Source organism: Paenibacillus sp. 32352, from assembly GCF_002042965.1.
Taxonomy (GTDB): domain Bacteria; phylum Bacillota; class Bacilli; order Paenibacillales; family NBRC-103111; genus Paenibacillus_S; species Paenibacillus_S vulneris.
This window is the reverse complement of sequence record NZ_MZNT01000004.1, coordinates 374,658-389,805: the sequence shown is the minus strand read 5'-3', so window position 1 is coordinate 389,805 and position 15,148 is coordinate 374,658. Positions and strand designations below refer to the sequence as shown.

The 15,148-nt window shown below is 49.0% G+C and carries 17 protein-coding genes; 13 read left to right on the top strand and 4 right to left on the bottom strand.

The features are described from left to right. The first annotated feature begins 32 nt into the window (after positions 1-32). The 12 genes from B1728_RS12460 (at position 33) to B1728_RS12400 (ending at position 10,254) form a co-directional block, all read left to right on the top strand. The gene (locus B1728_RS12460) at positions 33-1,148 is read left to right on the top strand and encodes a glycoside hydrolase family 15 protein (protein ID WP_079910526.1); all 1,116 of its coding nucleotides are present in this window, start codon (positions 33-35) and stop codon (positions 1,146-1,148) included. Between the two features lie 47 nt (positions 1,149-1,195). Further along, positions 1,196-1,402: a DUF1540 domain-containing protein gene (locus tag B1728_RS12455; RefSeq protein WP_079910525.1), complete on the top strand. Its 207-nt coding sequence runs from the start codon at positions 1,196-1,198 to the stop codon at positions 1,400-1,402. A gap of 36 nt (positions 1,403-1,438) precedes the next feature. Beyond that, a complete protein-coding gene (locus tag B1728_RS12450; RefSeq protein WP_079910524.1) occupies positions 1,439-1,861 on the top strand; it encodes a hypothetical protein in 423 nt (140 codons plus the stop codon). A 199-nt stretch (positions 1,862-2,060) separates the two neighbouring features. Continuing rightward, the gene (locus B1728_RS12445; protein WP_079910523.1) at positions 2,061-2,762 is read left to right on the top strand and encodes a lytic transglycosylase domain-containing protein; all 702 of its coding nucleotides are present in this window, start codon (positions 2,061-2,063) and stop codon (positions 2,760-2,762) included. Between the two features lie 91 nt (positions 2,763-2,853). Continuing rightward, positions 2,854-4,020, top strand: coding sequence for a cysteine desulfurase family protein (locus B1728_RS12440; RefSeq protein ID WP_079910522.1), 1,167 nt, complete (start codon positions 2,854-2,856; stop codon positions 4,018-4,020). 2 nt (positions 4,021-4,022) lie between these two features. Beyond that, complete coding sequence (gene thiI / locus B1728_RS12435; protein ID WP_079910521.1) at positions 4,023-5,225, top strand: tRNA uracil 4-sulfurtransferase ThiI; 1,203 nt, start codon at positions 4,023-4,025, stop codon at positions 5,223-5,225. Between the two features lie 81 nt (positions 5,226-5,306). After that, positions 5,307-5,975, top strand: a complete 669-nt coding sequence (locus B1728_RS12430) for a TerC family protein (RefSeq protein ID WP_079910520.1) — start codon at positions 5,307-5,309, stop codon at positions 5,973-5,975. A 196-nt stretch (positions 5,976-6,171) separates the two neighbouring features. Beyond that, positions 6,172-8,019, top strand: a complete 1,848-nt coding sequence (gene typA / locus B1728_RS12420) for a translational GTPase TypA (protein WP_079910518.1) — start codon at positions 6,172-6,174, stop codon at positions 8,017-8,019. A 150-nt stretch (positions 8,020-8,169) separates the two neighbouring features. Then, positions 8,170-8,454, top strand: a complete 285-nt coding sequence (locus B1728_RS12415; protein WP_079910517.1) for a YlaH-like family protein — start codon at positions 8,170-8,172, stop codon at positions 8,452-8,454. 17 nt (positions 8,455-8,471) lie between these two features. Then, the gene (locus B1728_RS12410; RefSeq protein ID WP_079910516.1) at positions 8,472-8,909 is read left to right on the top strand and encodes a hypothetical protein; all 438 of its coding nucleotides are present in this window, start codon (positions 8,472-8,474) and stop codon (positions 8,907-8,909) included. Positions 8,910-9,342: 433 nt separating this feature from the next. Next, on the top strand, positions 9,343-9,615 hold the full coding sequence (locus B1728_RS12405; RefSeq protein WP_079910515.1) for a hypothetical protein: 273 nt from the start codon (positions 9,343-9,345) through the stop codon (positions 9,613-9,615). 186 nt (positions 9,616-9,801) lie between these two features. After that, entirely contained in the window at positions 9,802-10,254 is a 453-nt protein-coding gene (locus B1728_RS12400; RefSeq protein ID WP_079910514.1) for a pyridoxamine 5'-phosphate oxidase family protein, read from the top strand. A 43-nt stretch (positions 10,255-10,297) separates the two neighbouring features. Here the strand turns inward: B1728_RS12400 and B1728_RS12395 are convergent, their stop codons facing one another. Continuing rightward, complete coding sequence (locus B1728_RS12395) at positions 10,298-10,840, bottom strand: YhcN/YlaJ family sporulation lipoprotein (protein WP_225948174.1); 543 nt, start codon at positions 10,838-10,840, stop codon at positions 10,298-10,300. A gap of 102 nt (positions 10,841-10,942) precedes the next feature. Between B1728_RS12395 and B1728_RS12390 the strand changes: the two genes are divergently transcribed. After that, a complete protein-coding gene (locus tag B1728_RS12390; protein ID WP_079910512.1) occupies positions 10,943-12,274 on the top strand; it encodes a PhoH family protein in 1,332 nt (443 codons plus the stop codon). A gap of 96 nt (positions 12,275-12,370) precedes the next feature. Here the strand turns inward: B1728_RS12390 and B1728_RS12385 are convergent, their stop codons facing one another. The 3 genes from B1728_RS12385 to B1728_RS12375 form a co-directional block, all read right to left on the bottom strand. After that, positions 12,371-12,874 (bottom strand): hypothetical protein, encoded by a 504-nt coding sequence (locus tag B1728_RS12385; protein WP_079910511.1) that lies wholly within the window; start codon positions 12,872-12,874, stop codon positions 12,371-12,373. A 34-nt stretch (positions 12,875-12,908) separates the two neighbouring features. Continuing rightward, positions 12,909-14,006 carry a hypothetical protein gene (locus B1728_RS12380; RefSeq protein WP_079910510.1) on the bottom strand — a complete coding sequence of 366 codons (1,098 nt, stop codon included), beginning with the start codon at positions 14,004-14,006 and terminating at the stop codon, positions 12,909-12,911. A 115-nt stretch (positions 14,007-14,121) separates the two neighbouring features. Then, entirely contained in the window at positions 14,122-15,087 is a 966-nt protein-coding gene (locus tag B1728_RS12375; protein WP_079910509.1) for a hypothetical protein, read from the bottom strand. Positions 15,088-15,148 lie beyond the last annotated feature (61 nt).

The window sequence follows — 15,148 nt, the reverse complement described above, 5'->3', positions numbered from 1 at the left end:
CATCTCTTTTTGTTTAGAGAGGGGGTACGCTTGTGGCCGTTACTATGCATGAATTGGCTGCAATCAGCAAACAGATCATCCGGTTTAACCAACATCCTAGCGGGAGTTACGTAGCATGTCCTTTATTTTCCCATTATACGTTCAGCTGGCTAAGGGACGGCAGTTTTATTGCTTATTCGATGGATATAGCCGGGGACAGGGAAAGCTCTGCGAAGTTTCATGATTGGGTGAATCAAGTGCTGACGCGGCTTAAGGATCGTGTGGAAGCCTTGCTGCAAAAGCATCAAAGGGGCGAGCCTATTGCTCAGCACGAATTTTTACATACAAGATACCACCTCGATGGCCGTGACGATGAACACTCGGAGTGGGGGCATTTTCAATTGGACGGTTACGGAGCCTGGTTATGGGGGCTTGCGTGGCATTGGAACCAATCGGGACTGACCTCGGTACCGGAATCGTTCCGGACCAGCGTAGAACTAACTATACGGTATTTGAGCGCATTCTGGATGCAGCCGAATTTTGATTGCTGGGAGGAACGCAACGATCAAATTCATGCCTCTACGCTTGCCTGCATATATGGCGGTTTAACCTCGATGAGACCCTATATCAATGACCCTTCCATCGATGAGGTTACCGGGTCCATCCGCAAGTTTTTGTTAGAGCATTGTGTTGACCGGCAAACGGGCAGCTTTGTAAAAAGCATTCGTCCGGCAGACAACGGTCAATATGACGTCAGTTATGCCGGTGTGGATGCGAGTCTGATGTGGCTTTGTGAGCCATTTCAAGTATTTTCGGTAGATCATCCGATGATGTCTGTTACCCTGGATAAACTTAGGACGGATTTAAAAAGCGATCAAAGCGGAGTCCGAAGATATGCAGGGGATGAATATTATGGCGGCGGCGAGTGGATTCTGCTCACAGCCTGGTATGGCTGGATCGAATATAAGGCTGGCAGACGTGAGCATGCGGAGGCTGCACTCGAATGGATTGTGCGGCAAGCTGATGCATTGGGACGCTTGCCGGAGCAGGTTCCACATGCTCCGACAGATATTTACAAGCAATGGGTGGAACGTTGGGGGACCCCGGCTACTCCATTGTTATGGTCCCATGCGATGTATCTTGTGCTATATTCCCAGCTATACAGATAGTATAGCGCCCCCCCTTCTTCGGGCACATTGAGGAGGGGGTGATATGGATGCCAGACGTAAGATGCAGTGTTTCCAACTGTAATTTCTGGGCAGAAGGGAATCAGTGCGCAGCCAAATCCATCATGATTGAGATCGACAAACACGCCAACGACCAGTATGACTCCGAATTCGCTCAAGACTTCGACGATCATCAAGACCGTGCGGGAAGTGTCCGCAGCACCTGCTGCCACACGTTTCAGCCGAAGAAGAAGTAGTCTTAGCTACGATCAGGCAGATCGGAGGGATAACCTATGACTGACCATAGGAAGCGGGGGCGAGCAAGGGCACAGGCCAAGTCCAGGCATGATTCCATGAAGCGGATGCCGAAGCCTTACACGTTTAAAGATTCGGATGAGTATGCTGCCGAAATTTCGTCTACTTTCGGTCCTCCCGTTCAGGCTCCTGTTCATACAAGGGAGTCATCCAAACGGAAAATGGAGTCGGCAACGGATGTGGGGGCCGAAGCCCGCGGCCAAAGCCGCTGGTTAGGGTATACGGCGCTAGCTGCGGCTATCTTGTCGATGTTTATGTTTCCGGTAACGCTCGGCACAGCCGCCATTGTTATAGGGGGCCTGTCGTACATGCGGGGGATACGGGCATTAGGGGTTTGGTCCGTCATCCTTGGGCTTATTTCATTGGCCGGTTATTTTTTGCTGCTGCCTCTTTATTCTTAACGGGTATTTTATCATTTCATCATGGCAGGTTTATTACCAAGCACGGGGTATGGGATATCCTGTGCTTTTTTATGTTTACCTAAGCTTTGAAACAACGTAACCATAGGTTTCTGACAATTAGTGCAAAAAGAACTGGATGGCAAGTCCAAAACAGTGTACAATAGGGGGTGAAACTGGGAATAGGGAGCATATAACAGAAATGAACATTGACCCTAGAACGATTAAGGAATTGCTTCAGCTTCAGATCTTAAGCAAATCAAGCTTGTTATCTTCGAGTGCGCAGACTGCGACGGAAGACGATACTAATTTCTCGGAAATCCTGAACAGTCTGTTATCCTCATCGGCATCGAGCTCCGATAGACCGTTGGCGGCAGCTGGGACGATCGCTTCTTCCGGTTCGTTGCAGCCTTTTCGGAACAGTTATGTTCCTGTTATGCCTTATGGGGCGTATGCTTCCGTACAGAAGCCGGGCAGCGTGAAATCAGCCGGAGATCTTGAAGCTTTAATAGAAAGCGCAAGCCGTAAGCACGGCGTTCAATCCAGCTTGGTCAAAGCGGTCATTGATACGGAATCCTCTTTTAATCCGTGGGCGGTGTCCGGAGCTGGAGCCAAAGGCTTAATGCAGCTTATGGATGGCACCAGCAGGGGATTAGGGGTAACGAACCCGTTTGATCCAGCCCAAAATATTAATGGCGGAACCCAGTATCTGGCCGGTTTGCTCCAGAAGTACAATGGGAACCGCGGTGTTGCATTAGCTGCTTATAATGCGGGTCCGGGACGAATAGACCGTTTAGGAATTACGAACGATCAAGAGCTGAAGTCCAAGATGCATTTATTGCCGAGCGAAACCCAAGCTTATGTAGGCAAGGTGCTGCGACTGCAGCGTGATTATGAAGCTTAACTGCGGCAATATACCAAGACCTACTGCAAGCGCCCTGTTCTTGGAAGGGGCTTAAGCTGGGTCTTATTTTTATGATAAGGAGGGATATGGCATGCTGTATTTGGATTATGCGGCGACGACGCCTCCTTATGACGAAGTCGTCGATACGATGGCTGAGATCATGAAGAAGCATTTCGGCAACCCTTCTTCCCTGCATCGCATCGGTATGGAGGCGGAGCAGCTGATCCGGCAATCCAGGGCTGTAATAGCCAAGTGCTTGAATGTGCTTCCTGACGAAATCCGCTTTACTTCCGGAGGAACGGAAAGCAACAATTTGGCTATTCAAGGGACTGTAAGCAAGTTCAGGCACCGCGGCAACCATATAATAACCAGCGTCATCGAGCATGCATCCGTCTACGAGACATTTCAGCAGCTGGAGCATCAAGGCTTCCGGGTTACCTATTTGCCCGTTGATGAGACCGGATGTGTCCGTATGGATCATTTGGAGCAGGCTTTGACGGACGATACGATTCTAGTCAGCATTATGGCCGTCAATAACGAGATGGGACGAATACAGCCGATTTCGGAAATAGGGGAGCTCTTAAGAAGCTATCCTAAAGCGGTCTTTCACGTTGACGCCGTTCAAGCGGTCGGCAAGCTGCCGATAGACCCGGTCAAGCAGCGAATCGATCTGTTTTCTTGCTCTGCACATAAGCTTCGCGGCCCCAAGGGTATAGGGTTCCTCTATTGCCGGCAAGGACTGGAGCTTACACCCTTGCTTTGGGGAGGCGGACAGGAAGCGGGTATCCGGTCGGGAACGGAGAATGTTCCTGCCGTAGTCGGAATGGCTAAAGCCGTGCGAATCGCTTATGATCACCGCGAAACGTTTTTCGAGCATACCTCCAGACTGCGTGAAAGGTTTGTTTCGGCGATTCAAGCCATTCCGGAGCTTAAGCTGAGCGGATCCGAGCGCGCAGAGGATATGGCGCCCCATATCGTTCATTTTTCTTTTCCGGGTATGAAGTCGGAGGTTCTAGTTCATGCTTTAGAACAGCATCAGATCTATGTTTCGACCCGATCTGCATGCTCGTCGGGAGCTGAACTGCCCAGCCGGGTGCTTCATGCTATGGGATATGACGATGCAAGAGCGGCGCATGGAATCCGGCTTAGCTACTCGCTGGACCAGAGCATGGAGGATGCGGAATTTTTTGGCCGGGCATTGCGTGAGGTTGTAGAAAAATTAAAACCGACAATGACAACTCAGAGCAGACGGAGGTAGCTATGGCACCGGATTTGATAGTTCTCCGCCTCGGGGAACTTGTGTTAAAAGGAAAAAACAGGCACCGTTTTGAAAAAACGGTCTACGAGCAAATTAGAAAAAAGCTGCGGCCCTATGATCGCTTAACGTTTCAGCGCGATTTTGGAAGAGTATACATTACGCTAAATGGCGAGCCGTATGAGGAGATAGCCCTTCGCTTGAAAACAATACTGGGGCTGACTTCGTTCAGTCCAGTCTTTACGGCTCCTCTGGAGCTTGAAGCCGTTCAATCCGTCGCGTTAGAAGCTATGCTCAAGATCGGACGGGTGCCGGACAGCTTTAAAGTATCGGTAAGACGTGTGAATAAAAGCTTTCCGTATGATTCTCAAGAAATGAATCAACGGGTTAGCGCTGCTGTGCTGCGCGCTATACCTGGTCTCAAGGTCGATGTCCATCGTCCTGAAGTGGAGCTGAAGGTGGAGCTCCGCGAAGAGCGGGCGCTTATTTATTCCCAGGTAGAAGCTGGGGCAGGAGGGTTCCCGGTCGGCACGAATGGGAAGGCGATGCTCATGCTTTCGGGAGGCATAGACAGCCCGGTGGCCGGGTTCCTCGCGATGCGACAGGGCTTGAGGATCGAAGCGGTTCATTTTCACAGCTACCCTTATACCTCCGAGCGGTCCCAGCAAAAAGTAAAGGATCTGGTTGGCAAGCTATCGGAATATGGAGGCGATATCAAGCTTCATCTCGTTCCCTTCACCGATCTGCAAACCCGGGTTCATCAGTCATATAACCAAAACCTTCTGATTACTATATTAAGACGGGCTATGTTTCGTATTACGGAGAAGCTTGCCGAAGCCAATGAGGCCATGGCTATCGTTACGGGAGAAAGCCTCGGGCAAGTGGCGAGCCAAACACTCGCCAGCATGAACGTTATCGGCAGAGCAGTGGACCTGCCAGTTATTCAGCCTTTGATTTGTATGGAGAAGCAGCAAATCATTGACATTGCGGAGACGATCGATACGTTTGCTATTTCGATCCAGCCTCATGAAGATTGCTGTACGCTCTTTCTTCCGCCGTCGCCGAGCACCAATCCGAATTTGCGGGTAGTTATGAGCATCGAGAAGCAAATGGAATGGCTGGAGGAGGAAATTGACCGCGCGGCGCAAATGACGGAAACCGTCTGGATTCATGCAGGGCAGGAGTCCAAATTCTCAAGCTTTTTCTAAATGATTGCGAAACGGGATGCCGAATGCAGCGTATGAAGTGGAATGGACTATATGGATAGCGAATTTGGAGGTTAGAAGCGCATGTTAGAATGGTTCCTGCTTTTCTTGCAGATTATGTTAATCAATATCGTATTAAGCGGCGATAACGCGGTTGTTATTGCTTTGGCCAGTAAAAATCTGCCGTTAAGTCAACGAAAAAAAGCGATCTGGTGGGGGGCTTTCGGGGCAATAGGCTTACGCCTTATTCTTACCGTTATAGCCGTTTACATATTGCAGGTGCCTTATCTGCAGGCGGCTGGCTCGCTCCTGCTGATCTGGATCGCCATCAAGCTGCTCATTGATGATGACGGTCATGCAAATGTGAAGGAAGCTTCCACACTTGGCAAAGCGGTTTGGACTATTATTGTTGCCGATTTCGTCATGAGTCTGGATAATGTGCTTGCTATTGCGGCAAAAGCCAATAACGACATCGCCGTTATTATTTTGGGTATCGGGTTGAGCGTTCCCATTATTATTTGGGGCAGCACATTGGTTATGAATCTGCTGACGAAGTTTCCTATTCTTGTCTTCCTTGGGGCCGGTATTCTCGGTTATACGGCCGGAGAGATGTTTGTGAAAGACAAATCGGTTTCCGACTTGCTGCTTTCAAACATTCCGCACTGGATTATCCCGGTTGCGGGCGTAATTATCGTTATCGGTGCCGGCGTCCTGAAAAAACTGTCGGGAAGACCGAAGCCGCACCATTCCTAACATGAATGTAAAAAGGATGTAAATGGCATGTTAATCTTGTCGTTTTGCCTTGCCTTTTTTACTATTTGCACGTATAATAAACGTAAATGTCAAGCGTCGGCGCTTATGTCCGACGCTTGTTTTGTGGAACGGGCCCCGGCTGCTCTAAACATAGAGCAAGGTAACAGGGTCAAATTTAGGAGAGGTAAGGGAAAACATGCATTCAAGAGATAAAATACGCAACATTGCGATTATTGCTCACGTCGATCATGGTAAAACGACTTTGGTAGACAAATTGCTTCAACAATCAGGTACGTTCCGCGAACACGAGACGGTTCAAGAACGTGCGATGGACTCCAATGATTTGGAGAGAGAACGCGGTATTACGATTTTGGCAAAGAATACGGCGATCAATTATAAAGACTACCTTATTAACATCGTAGATACTCCAGGGCATGCCGACTTTGGCGGCGAAGTGGAACGTATTATGAAGATGGTTGACGGAGTTTTGCTGGTGGTCGATGCATTTGAAGGCACCATGCCGCAAACGAAATTCGTACTGCGCAAAGCTTTGGAACAAAACCTCACACCTATTGTTATCGTGAATAAAATTGACCGTCCTAACGCACGTCCGGCTGAAGTAGTCGATGAAGTGCTGGATCTGTTCATCGAGCTAGGAGCTAACGACGATCAATTGGATTTCCCGGTTGTTTATGCATCGGCTTTGATGGGGACCTCCAGTCTGGATTCCGATCCATCCAAGCAAGACGACAATATGCAGGCTATTTATGAGACTGTCGTCAGCCATATTCCGGCCCCTACAGAGAACGTGGAAGAACCGCTGCAATTTTTGGTGACCTTGATGGACTACAACGAGTACTTGGGACGTATTGCAATCGGACGTGTCAACCGTGGTGTTGTAAAGCAAGGACAACCGGTAGCGGTTATTAATCGTGACGGCGTTACGAAGCAGTCGCGGATCGAGAAGCTCTTCGGTTTCCAAGGTCTTAAGCGGATCGAGATTGAAGAAGCGGGAGCGGGGGATATTGTCGCTATCTCGGGGATTAAGGACATCAACATCGGAGAGACCATTGCAGATCCCGCTCATCCAGAGGCGCTGCCTGTATTGAAGATTGATGAGCCAACCCTGCAAATGACATTCCTTGTAAACAACAGTCCATTCGCAGGACGCGAAGGAAAATGGGTTACCTCCAGAAAGCTGCGCGAGCGTCTTTTCAAAGAGCTTGAGACCGATGTCAGCTTGCGCGTTGAGGAAACGGATAGCCCGGATGCTTTTATCGTATCGGGCCGCGGTGAGCTGCATCTTGGCATCTTGATCGAGAATATGCGCCGTGAAGGCTTCGAGCTTCAGGTATCCAAGCCGGAAGTTATTATCAAGGTCATTGACGGGCAAAAAATGGAGCCGTTGGAGCGTCTGATTATTGACGTGCCTGAAGAAAGCATGGGTGCGGTAATGGAAAGCCTTGGGACCCGCAAAGCCGAGATGGTTAACATGATCAATAACGGTAACGGCAATGTGCGTCTGGAATTCCTGATTCCTGCCCGCGGCTTGATCGGATACCGTACGTACTTCCTGACCTTGACTCGCGGTTACGGCATTATGAACCATGCGTTTGACAGCTACGGACCTTATTACGGTTCCGGAGTAGGCGGACGCCATGAGGGCGTGCTGGTATCCAGCGAAACAGGGACTTCGACCTTGTATGGTATGCTGTCGGTTGAAGACCGCGGTATCCTGTTCTTAGAACCGGGCACTGAGGTGTACGAAGGCATGATCGTCGGCGAACATAATCGTGATACCGACATTATTGTTAACATCTGTAAAGAAAAGCAATTGACGAATATCCGCTCCGCCGGTAAGGACGATACGGTGAAGATGAAAACTCCTCGTATCTACTCGCTGGAACAAGCGCTGGAATATTTGAACGACGACGAGTATTGCGAAATCACTCCAAAGTCGATCCGTCTGCGCAAAAAAATATTGAACAAGAGCGAACGCGAGCGTGCTGAGAAGCACCGCAAGATGGCTGAAGCTAACGCTTAAATTTATGGGAGAAAGCTCTGATGATTCAGAGCTTTCTTTTTACCAAATAAAGTTTTCTGGATCTATTTATTCCTGCTGGTATTGCTGCTGTTTTTGGTCTTACCACTGTCCTAGATGGGCGTATCTCACCTGAAGGAGGTTATATCATCAATGACCGAATGGTTTCGTGAGCATCCCGTTATTACATACTTGATTATCCTGGTACTAATCAGCTACGTGTACAACAAAGTATTCAAGGTACGCAGACTTCCCATTCTCAAAGAAGCGATCGTCTACCTGATGCTCGCTATCGGCGCCGGTATGCTGCTATTGTTCCAGCTAGGAGCGCTTCCTATCGTGCTGTGCCTAGCCGTTGCTGTAGGCTTGATGTTTCTTGTCAGAATTCGTTATTTCATTGAAGGACGCACTAAAAAACAGCAGCCGGAAGAGCAGTAACGAAAGCGGGTGAACATGTGAAAAGCTATTGGCTGGCACCGTTGAAGATGGATGGAGCTTCCTGCTTACTGTTACCCGAACGCTTTGAACTGGCTCCTGTAGAAAACAGAGAGCGTTTTCTTCAGCTGATGAAGTCTGTTCATCCGCGACTGCTCGTGCCTTTTAAGTCCAACCTGCTGCTTAGTGAAGAAGCGGAGATCCGATGCGGAGTAGACGAGCTGCCGTTCCGGCTGGATTCAGGAGATCCTGTCTTGTTTACCCCCGACCGTCTGGAGCTTTCTCACTGTGCGCATGCTTATATCGATAAGCGCCCTGCAGGAGCTGAGTTGGATGTCATGCTATCCCAGGCTGAGGAGCTGCTTGACCACGTGGGTGTGGACGAACCGATTCTGGAGTGGCTGCATAGAATGAAGAAATGGAATGCGCAGGGTTACACCATCCTGCTGCTTGTCTAGCTCAGGGCATACCTGCGGAAAGCCACTAGATTATGCTTACGAAGCAGGCTTTCCTACGGAAAGCCCTTAGGTCACCGAGAAACCCGTCATATACAAAATGTGAAGGTGGCAGGTGAGGTATTCCCCGGAGGAGCAATAGCGTCCGCCTTTGTTCTCGGAAAATACCCGCTGACAACATATACAATCCATATTTTCCGAGAACAACAGCGGCCGGAGGGGAATATTTCACCGAGATACCATAGCATTTTGCAAATGGATAGGTTTCTCAACAGACTCAGGTTTGCAATGCAAAGCCCTCAGGATACGCTTACGAAGAAGGCTTTGCAATGCAAAGCCCTTAGGATACGCTTACGAAGAAGGTTTTGCAATGCAAAGCCCTCAGGATACGCTTACGAAGTAGGCTTTCCTACGGAAAGCCCTTAGGAGGATGCCCATGAAACTGGAGGACGCGTTATTTAACTGGCTGCAAATGAAGATTGTATCCGAAGCTAGGCCCGACGATAAGGCAGCGGAGGAGACGAGGCTTTTTTTTGAAGAAATACTGCGGGAGGATCACGCCGTTTCGGAGCTTGAAACCCAAGATGACGAGGAACGGATTCACATCGTCTGCAAAGTTAACGGAGCTCCCAATAAGCTCTTCTTCGATAAGGATTACGCCGAACAGCTGCTCCATGACATTAATTCCAATCCTAAGTACAATCAATGACATATAAAAGGGACACACTCGATAAAATAAATTAATACCGTTTGAAAGGAGTGTCCCCCTATCATAGAGCTACATAACCGGTTCATCCTTGCAGCAGCTACGGCATTCTGTGGTTGCCAAGCAGTACCTGTGTTATAATAAAGTCAGATATAGATCATTTTAACAATGGACACAGGAGGGGAAATCATGGCGGAAACGATCAATGTTCTCCCGCAGCAGCTAATTGATGCTATGCAGAAAGATACGTTCGCCCTGCTAAGTACCATTGATTTCGAATCGGGTTCTCCCAGCATGAATGCCGTTTCCTGGCTTTATGCCAAAGATTCGGAAACGATTCGCTTTGCTATCGATCAGCGTTCGAGAATTGTAACGAACCTGCGGCAAAATGAATTGGTCAATGTAACCTACATTGGCGAAGGGTCCGTTCATGCCATTTACGGCAAAGCGCGTCAAGTAACCGAGACGCTGGAGGGTGTGCCTTTCAAGCTGGCATGCTTCGATATCGACATTACCGCGGTACGTGACGCGATGTTCTATGGCTCACGGATTTCCGTCGCGCCCGAATTTGAAAAAACCTATGATAAGCGCGCAGCCGAGAAGCTGGATGCGCAAGTTTTTGATGCTATGAAAAAAGCCTAGAATGGTTATTCTAGGCTTTTTCCCCATATGATTTTTCTTCATCCTACATCTGTTTATTCGGCATTTGAGGCTCTGTACTCTGAGGAGGTGAAATCGGCTCTACTTCTCGGGGAACTTGCGGCATAATACGTCCGATAATCTCCGCCATTTCTTGTGCAAAACCGCTTATCGGTTTGCCGTTAACAACGCTATCTCTGATTTTCCCGATTCTTGCGGACAGATCCATATCGGCTGTTACAATGGCATCTACACCGTAAGGATCTTTCTTTAAGGCTTCCGCAACCGACAGCTTGATGGTTCCCACTTTGGAACGGTCCATTTCCGGAGGCAAATTGATCCCAACGACCGCCGTGTTTCCAAAAACGACGCATTTGGCGCCTTCGACCAGCGGTACGCTGGTGGCGATTTGCTCCAAACGTTCGGAGACGGCCCGGGAATCGACGATTTCTTTTTTCTGAGGTGCTGTTTGCTTCACTTGTACATGTCGATTCACATCATTAGTCGGGGAAGCTCCATTCTTAGGTGATTGGTTACAACCTACCAATACTGACAACAACACAACACAGTAGACAAACACTCTCATCATCGATCGTTCCTTTCTATCCCTTAATTGCTTTGGTTAGTTTGTCCTTACTAGTCGATTCCTATGTATAACGGCAACCAAACACCAGCCTGGGAGGGGACTCAAATGAGTAAAATTTTTGTATTGGATACCAATGTGCTTTTACAGGATCCTAACGCAATCTTTGCTTTTGAGGATAACGAGGTGGTCATTCCCGCCATTGTCTTGGAGGAGATCGATTCTAAGAAACGCAATGCGGATGAGCTGGGGCGCAATGCAAGACAAATCTCCCGGATGATGGACAGCTTGCGGTCCCAAGGCAGGTTATATGAGGGGATTGAGCTCCCCAATGGCGGTCAGCTGAAGGTAGAATTAAATCATCGCAGCTTTGCCAAGCTGCAGGAAGTATTCGCCGAAGGAACCAATGACAACCGGATTTTGGCAGTCGCTCTGAACTATCATCTGGAAGAGCAGGAGAAGGAGGACCCCAAGCCGGTTATAATGGTCAGCAAGGATACGCTGGTCCGGATCAAAGCGGATGTCCTCGGTTTAACCGCGCAGGATTATTTGTCGGACCGGATTGTGAATATGCCGGATATGTACATGGGGTATTTAACTATTCATGCCCATCCGTCGGTCATCGACGAGTTTTACACCTACCGGTATTTAAGCGTAAACTCTTTAAATCTGGCGTATCCGCTTCATCCGCATGAGTTTGTTATTTTGAGAGACGAGATGGGAACCTCCAAGTCGGCGCTCCTTAAGGTCAATTCGGATGGGAAGAAGCTGGAGCCGCTGTTTCTGAGCAACGATCCGATCTGGGGGATTGCCGCGCGCAATGCGCAGCAGAGAATGGCATTGGAGCTTCTGCTGAATGATGAAATCCCGATCGTCACGTTGACGGGCAAAGCGGGTACGGGGAAAACGCTGCTGACGCTGGCGGCCGGCTTGTTGAAAGTGGAGGACGAGAGGAAATACAAGAAATTGCTGATTGCCAGACCTGTAGTCCCTATGGGCAAGGATATCGGGTACCTCCCCGGGGAGAAGGAGGAGAAGCTGCGGCCCTGGATGCAGCCGATCTATGACAATCTGGAATTTTTATTCGATACGAAAAAACCGGGTGATATCGACAAAGTATTGGCCGGACTAGGCAGTATTCAAGTGGAAGCCTTGACCTATATTCGCGGGCGCTCCATACCGGGGCAATTTATCATCATAGATGAAGCGCAAAATTTATCCAAACATGAGATCAAGACCATCGTGTCGAGGGTGGGAGAGGGCAGTAAAATCGTTCTCCTGGGCGATCCCGAGCAAATAGACCATCCGTACCTGGATGCCTCAAGCAACGGGCTTACGTACGTCGTAGAGCGGTTTAAAGGCCAACAGATCAGCGGACATATCACTCTGGAGCGCGGTGAGCGCTCACACCTGGCTCAGCTTGCGGCAGATTTGCTTTAACCTGTAACCCAATAAAGCGCAGTGTAAGGCTTCTTATGACAAGCCGTACTCTGCGCTTTTTTCATTGTTAATGAAGATGTTGTGGGGCCCGTTTGCTTACGGATCCAGCTGAATGAAATTGACAGTGCAGCGGTACGCACGCGCGATCCCGCTCATCAGCTCGTCCGATTGGCAATCCGTTATGAAGAGGGTGTTCTTGCCATCTTCGCAAACGGCTAACAAGTGCTCCTCCATCTGCTGCCGGGCAGGAGCAGGCTCCGCCAAAGGGTCCTCTGATTCAAGGGTGAAGAGGCAGACGTTATCCTGATAGACATAGGCATGTCCCGAACGGCTGACAAAGCCGTAGTCGGTAAATGCAGGCTCAGGGGAGGCAGGCTCGGGGAGAAGCAGCAGATCCAGCTCATCAAAGGGGATTTTGTACTGCTTCATAATGCCGTAAGCATGCTCCCTGTCCCCGGGTGTGGAGAAAATAAGCAGCTCCTTGTCACGGTCAAACGGAGGCGACTTTTCAGCCAATGCTTTAATGATTTGTGCGTAAAAGCCCGGGAGCTTCCCTTCCGGCAGCTCCATGCTTAATCCATATTTCCGTATCGGTTTCATTCGAAGCTCCTTTCGGTTAGACAGACCTGTTTCCTTACAGAGCAAGCTTCAGCATAATGCTGAGCTTTCCTTCCTCCAGCCGAACATCGGTCACTTGCAGGAAAGAAGCGATGGCTTGCGGATAAATGCCAAAATCAAAGTCCTGAACCATAGATTCGATGGTCGACTGGGGCAGGTCGAAGCCGTTGAATTGCAGCTGCTCTAAATGAAATCGGATATATTTGCCCTTCAGCGTTTCTTTGGCCGCCAGCTCATACGATCCCTTGATCATAACCTCCATATCCTCTTGTTTCCCCTTGGCTATTACTTTTGAATCGGCAAACAGGAAATGTAAATTTTGAAATAAAGGATTTTTGGAGCGGAGGAAGGCATTAAGCTCTTCATCTGTAATTTGAAACGTATATTGAAAGCCGTTCATGATAAGATGATTGCTTTTGCCGCCATTCGTATCATTGATGATTTCGGGAAGCTGATTCATCGCTTGCGCCAGCGCACGGAAATAGGTTTTGAACAAAGGAACGCCCTTGTCCTGCCATTGTACGGTGAGCTTGGTAATTTCCTGTATGACCGCGGTAGAAGAAGCCTGCTTGGCCAATCCTTCGTCAAGCTGCTTTTGCAGCTGAACCTGCTGCTCTCTTTGGGCGATATAACGAGCCTTGGATTGCTCCAGGGCTGTCTGGGATTCAAGCAGCGAGGCGGTGAGCTTCTGCAGCTCCTTCTGGCTGTTCAAATACCGTTGAAGCGTTTCGTGATCACTCATGATAATCATTTGCAAATATTCAAAGGTCGACAGGGCATCCTTGAAGGATTGGACGGAAAACAGAAGCATCCATAAGGAGTCGCGGTCCCCCATATAATAAGCACGGAGCACTTTGCCGGCATGCTGTCGGGTCTCTTGTGAACGGGCTTGCTGTTGGATGAGCTGCTGCCCCGTGCTGTCGATTTGCTGCTGAAGCTTTTTTTGCTGCTCCTCGATTCGGGTCAATTCCTGATCGATTTCATAGACGGTCAGCCCTTTTTGCAAAAGCTGTTTGGTTTCCTCATTGGGCGCCGCCAGAGCCGCCGAGGAATAAATGGAAAGGCAAAGACAAAGGGACAGCAGGATGCAGGCTGCTTGCGAAAAGTGCCTCATCGGCATAGGCTTCCTTTCTGGATCAGATCCATACTAGATTATCACAACTTTATGAGAAAAAGGATAAAAAAATACTTCTTCCCGAAAGAAGAAGTAGAATAATGCATCGCAAAATTTAAGGTTTAGCGGTATTCGCAGGCTTCACCAAGCGGAGCAGGTCCTCCAATGATTTGACCTTAGCCGGTGTTTCCATAGTAAACGCAGGATTGGTATTGATATCAGATATCGAATAAGTCCATGTTACATGGTTTTCATTAGTGCTGTTCCCCGCGGTAAAGGTCAAATTCCACTGCTGCTCCCGGATAAATCCGTTTTGGTCCATAGACAGGGTAATCGTGCTGGGGGCTTTGATTTTCAGCTGGCTAAGGCTTGCAGACCAGGCCTTCATGGAAGCCTCGGATGCCAAGCCGTTGGTTTTAACAATTTCGAGCAGGCCGGGAATGACCGATTTGCTCATGTATTCTGTGACAGCCTGCTCATTCTTCTTGTTAATATCCAGCGTAATGCGTTTGGCAGGTGTTCCGTCCGGCAAAGTGCCAGAGTCTTTGGGAGCCTGCAGCCATTCGGGATCTACGTCCTTATACAGCTGCTGGGTGAGGCTCGCCGTCAATTGCCCGGTGTTTTTCAAAGGATCCTTACCAGCGTCAGAAGCTTGCTTGTTCTGAATAGGAAGCATCATATATTCGTCGGCCTTATTTAATGGTGGCATCTGGAAAAACAATTTGCTATCTTTAATGAGAACAGGAACGCTGATCGGTGAGCCTCCGGCGGGCGTTATCGTAAGATTCGTTTCCATACGGGCCGGCTCAAGCGCAGTAACCCCTTTGTAATCAATCTTGCTCTCCTTCATTAAGGAGAATAAAGATACGGTCAGCGGGTTGGCTTGTCCTAGCAGCGAAGAATCGGCATGCAGCTCGATAGCCCCTTCGAACTGATAGCTGGCAATGTCTTGCTGCTTGGCAACAGCTTGCAATAAATCCTGCTTCAGCTGCTTATGATCCGTACAGCCTGCGAGGATGATCATTGTGGACAACAGTAAGAGTAAAGTAACAGAGATGAAATGCTTGCGGTAGGCTTGCAAAAGGGTGGCTCCTTCCAACTTGAATTCAAGAAACAGAAACAACCTTCATTATATCGACTAT

What these genes read in the sequence shown, in the direction of transcription:
- B1728_RS12455 (WP_079910525.1), top strand. Translation starts at nt 1,196, where the DNA reads ATGCCAGACGTAAGATGCAGTGTTTCCAACTGTAATTTCTGGGCAGAA.
- B1728_RS12450 (WP_079910524.1), top strand. Translation starts at nt 1,439, where the DNA reads ATGACTGACCATAGGAAGCGGGGGCGAGCAAGGGCACAGGCCAAGTCC.
- B1728_RS12445 (WP_079910523.1), top strand. Translation starts at nt 2,061, where the DNA reads ATGAACATTGACCCTAGAACGATTAAGGAATTGCTTCAGCTTCAGATC.
- B1728_RS12440 (WP_079910522.1), top strand. Translation starts at nt 2,854, where the DNA reads ATGCTGTATTTGGATTATGCGGCGACGACGCCTCCTTATGACGAAGTC.
- thiI (WP_079910521.1), top strand. Translation starts at nt 4,023, where the DNA reads ATGGCACCGGATTTGATAGTTCTCCGCCTCGGGGAACTTGTGTTAAAA.
- B1728_RS12430 (WP_079910520.1), top strand. Translation starts at nt 5,307, where the DNA reads ATGTTAGAATGGTTCCTGCTTTTCTTGCAGATTATGTTAATCAATATC.
- typA (WP_079910518.1), top strand. Translation starts at nt 6,172, where the DNA reads ATGCATTCAAGAGATAAAATACGCAACATTGCGATTATTGCTCACGTC.
- B1728_RS12415 (WP_079910517.1), top strand. Translation starts at nt 8,170, where the DNA reads ATGACCGAATGGTTTCGTGAGCATCCCGTTATTACATACTTGATTATC.
- B1728_RS12405 (WP_079910515.1), top strand. Translation starts at nt 9,343, where the DNA reads ATGAAACTGGAGGACGCGTTATTTAACTGGCTGCAAATGAAGATTGTA.
- B1728_RS12400 (WP_079910514.1), top strand. Translation starts at nt 9,802, where the DNA reads ATGGCGGAAACGATCAATGTTCTCCCGCAGCAGCTAATTGATGCTATG.
- B1728_RS12395 (WP_225948174.1), bottom strand. Translation starts at nt 10,840, where the DNA reads ATGATGAGAGTGTTTGTCTACTGTGTTGTGTTGTTGTCAGTATTGGTA.
- B1728_RS12390 (WP_079910512.1), top strand. Translation starts at nt 10,943, where the DNA reads ATGAGTAAAATTTTTGTATTGGATACCAATGTGCTTTTACAGGATCCT.
- B1728_RS12385 (WP_079910511.1), bottom strand. Translation starts at nt 12,874, where the DNA reads ATGAAACCGATACGGAAATATGGATTAAGCATGGAGCTGCCGGAAGGG.
- B1728_RS12380 (WP_079910510.1), bottom strand. Translation starts at nt 14,006, where the DNA reads ATGAGGCACTTTTCGCAAGCAGCCTGCATCCTGCTGTCCCTTTGTCTT.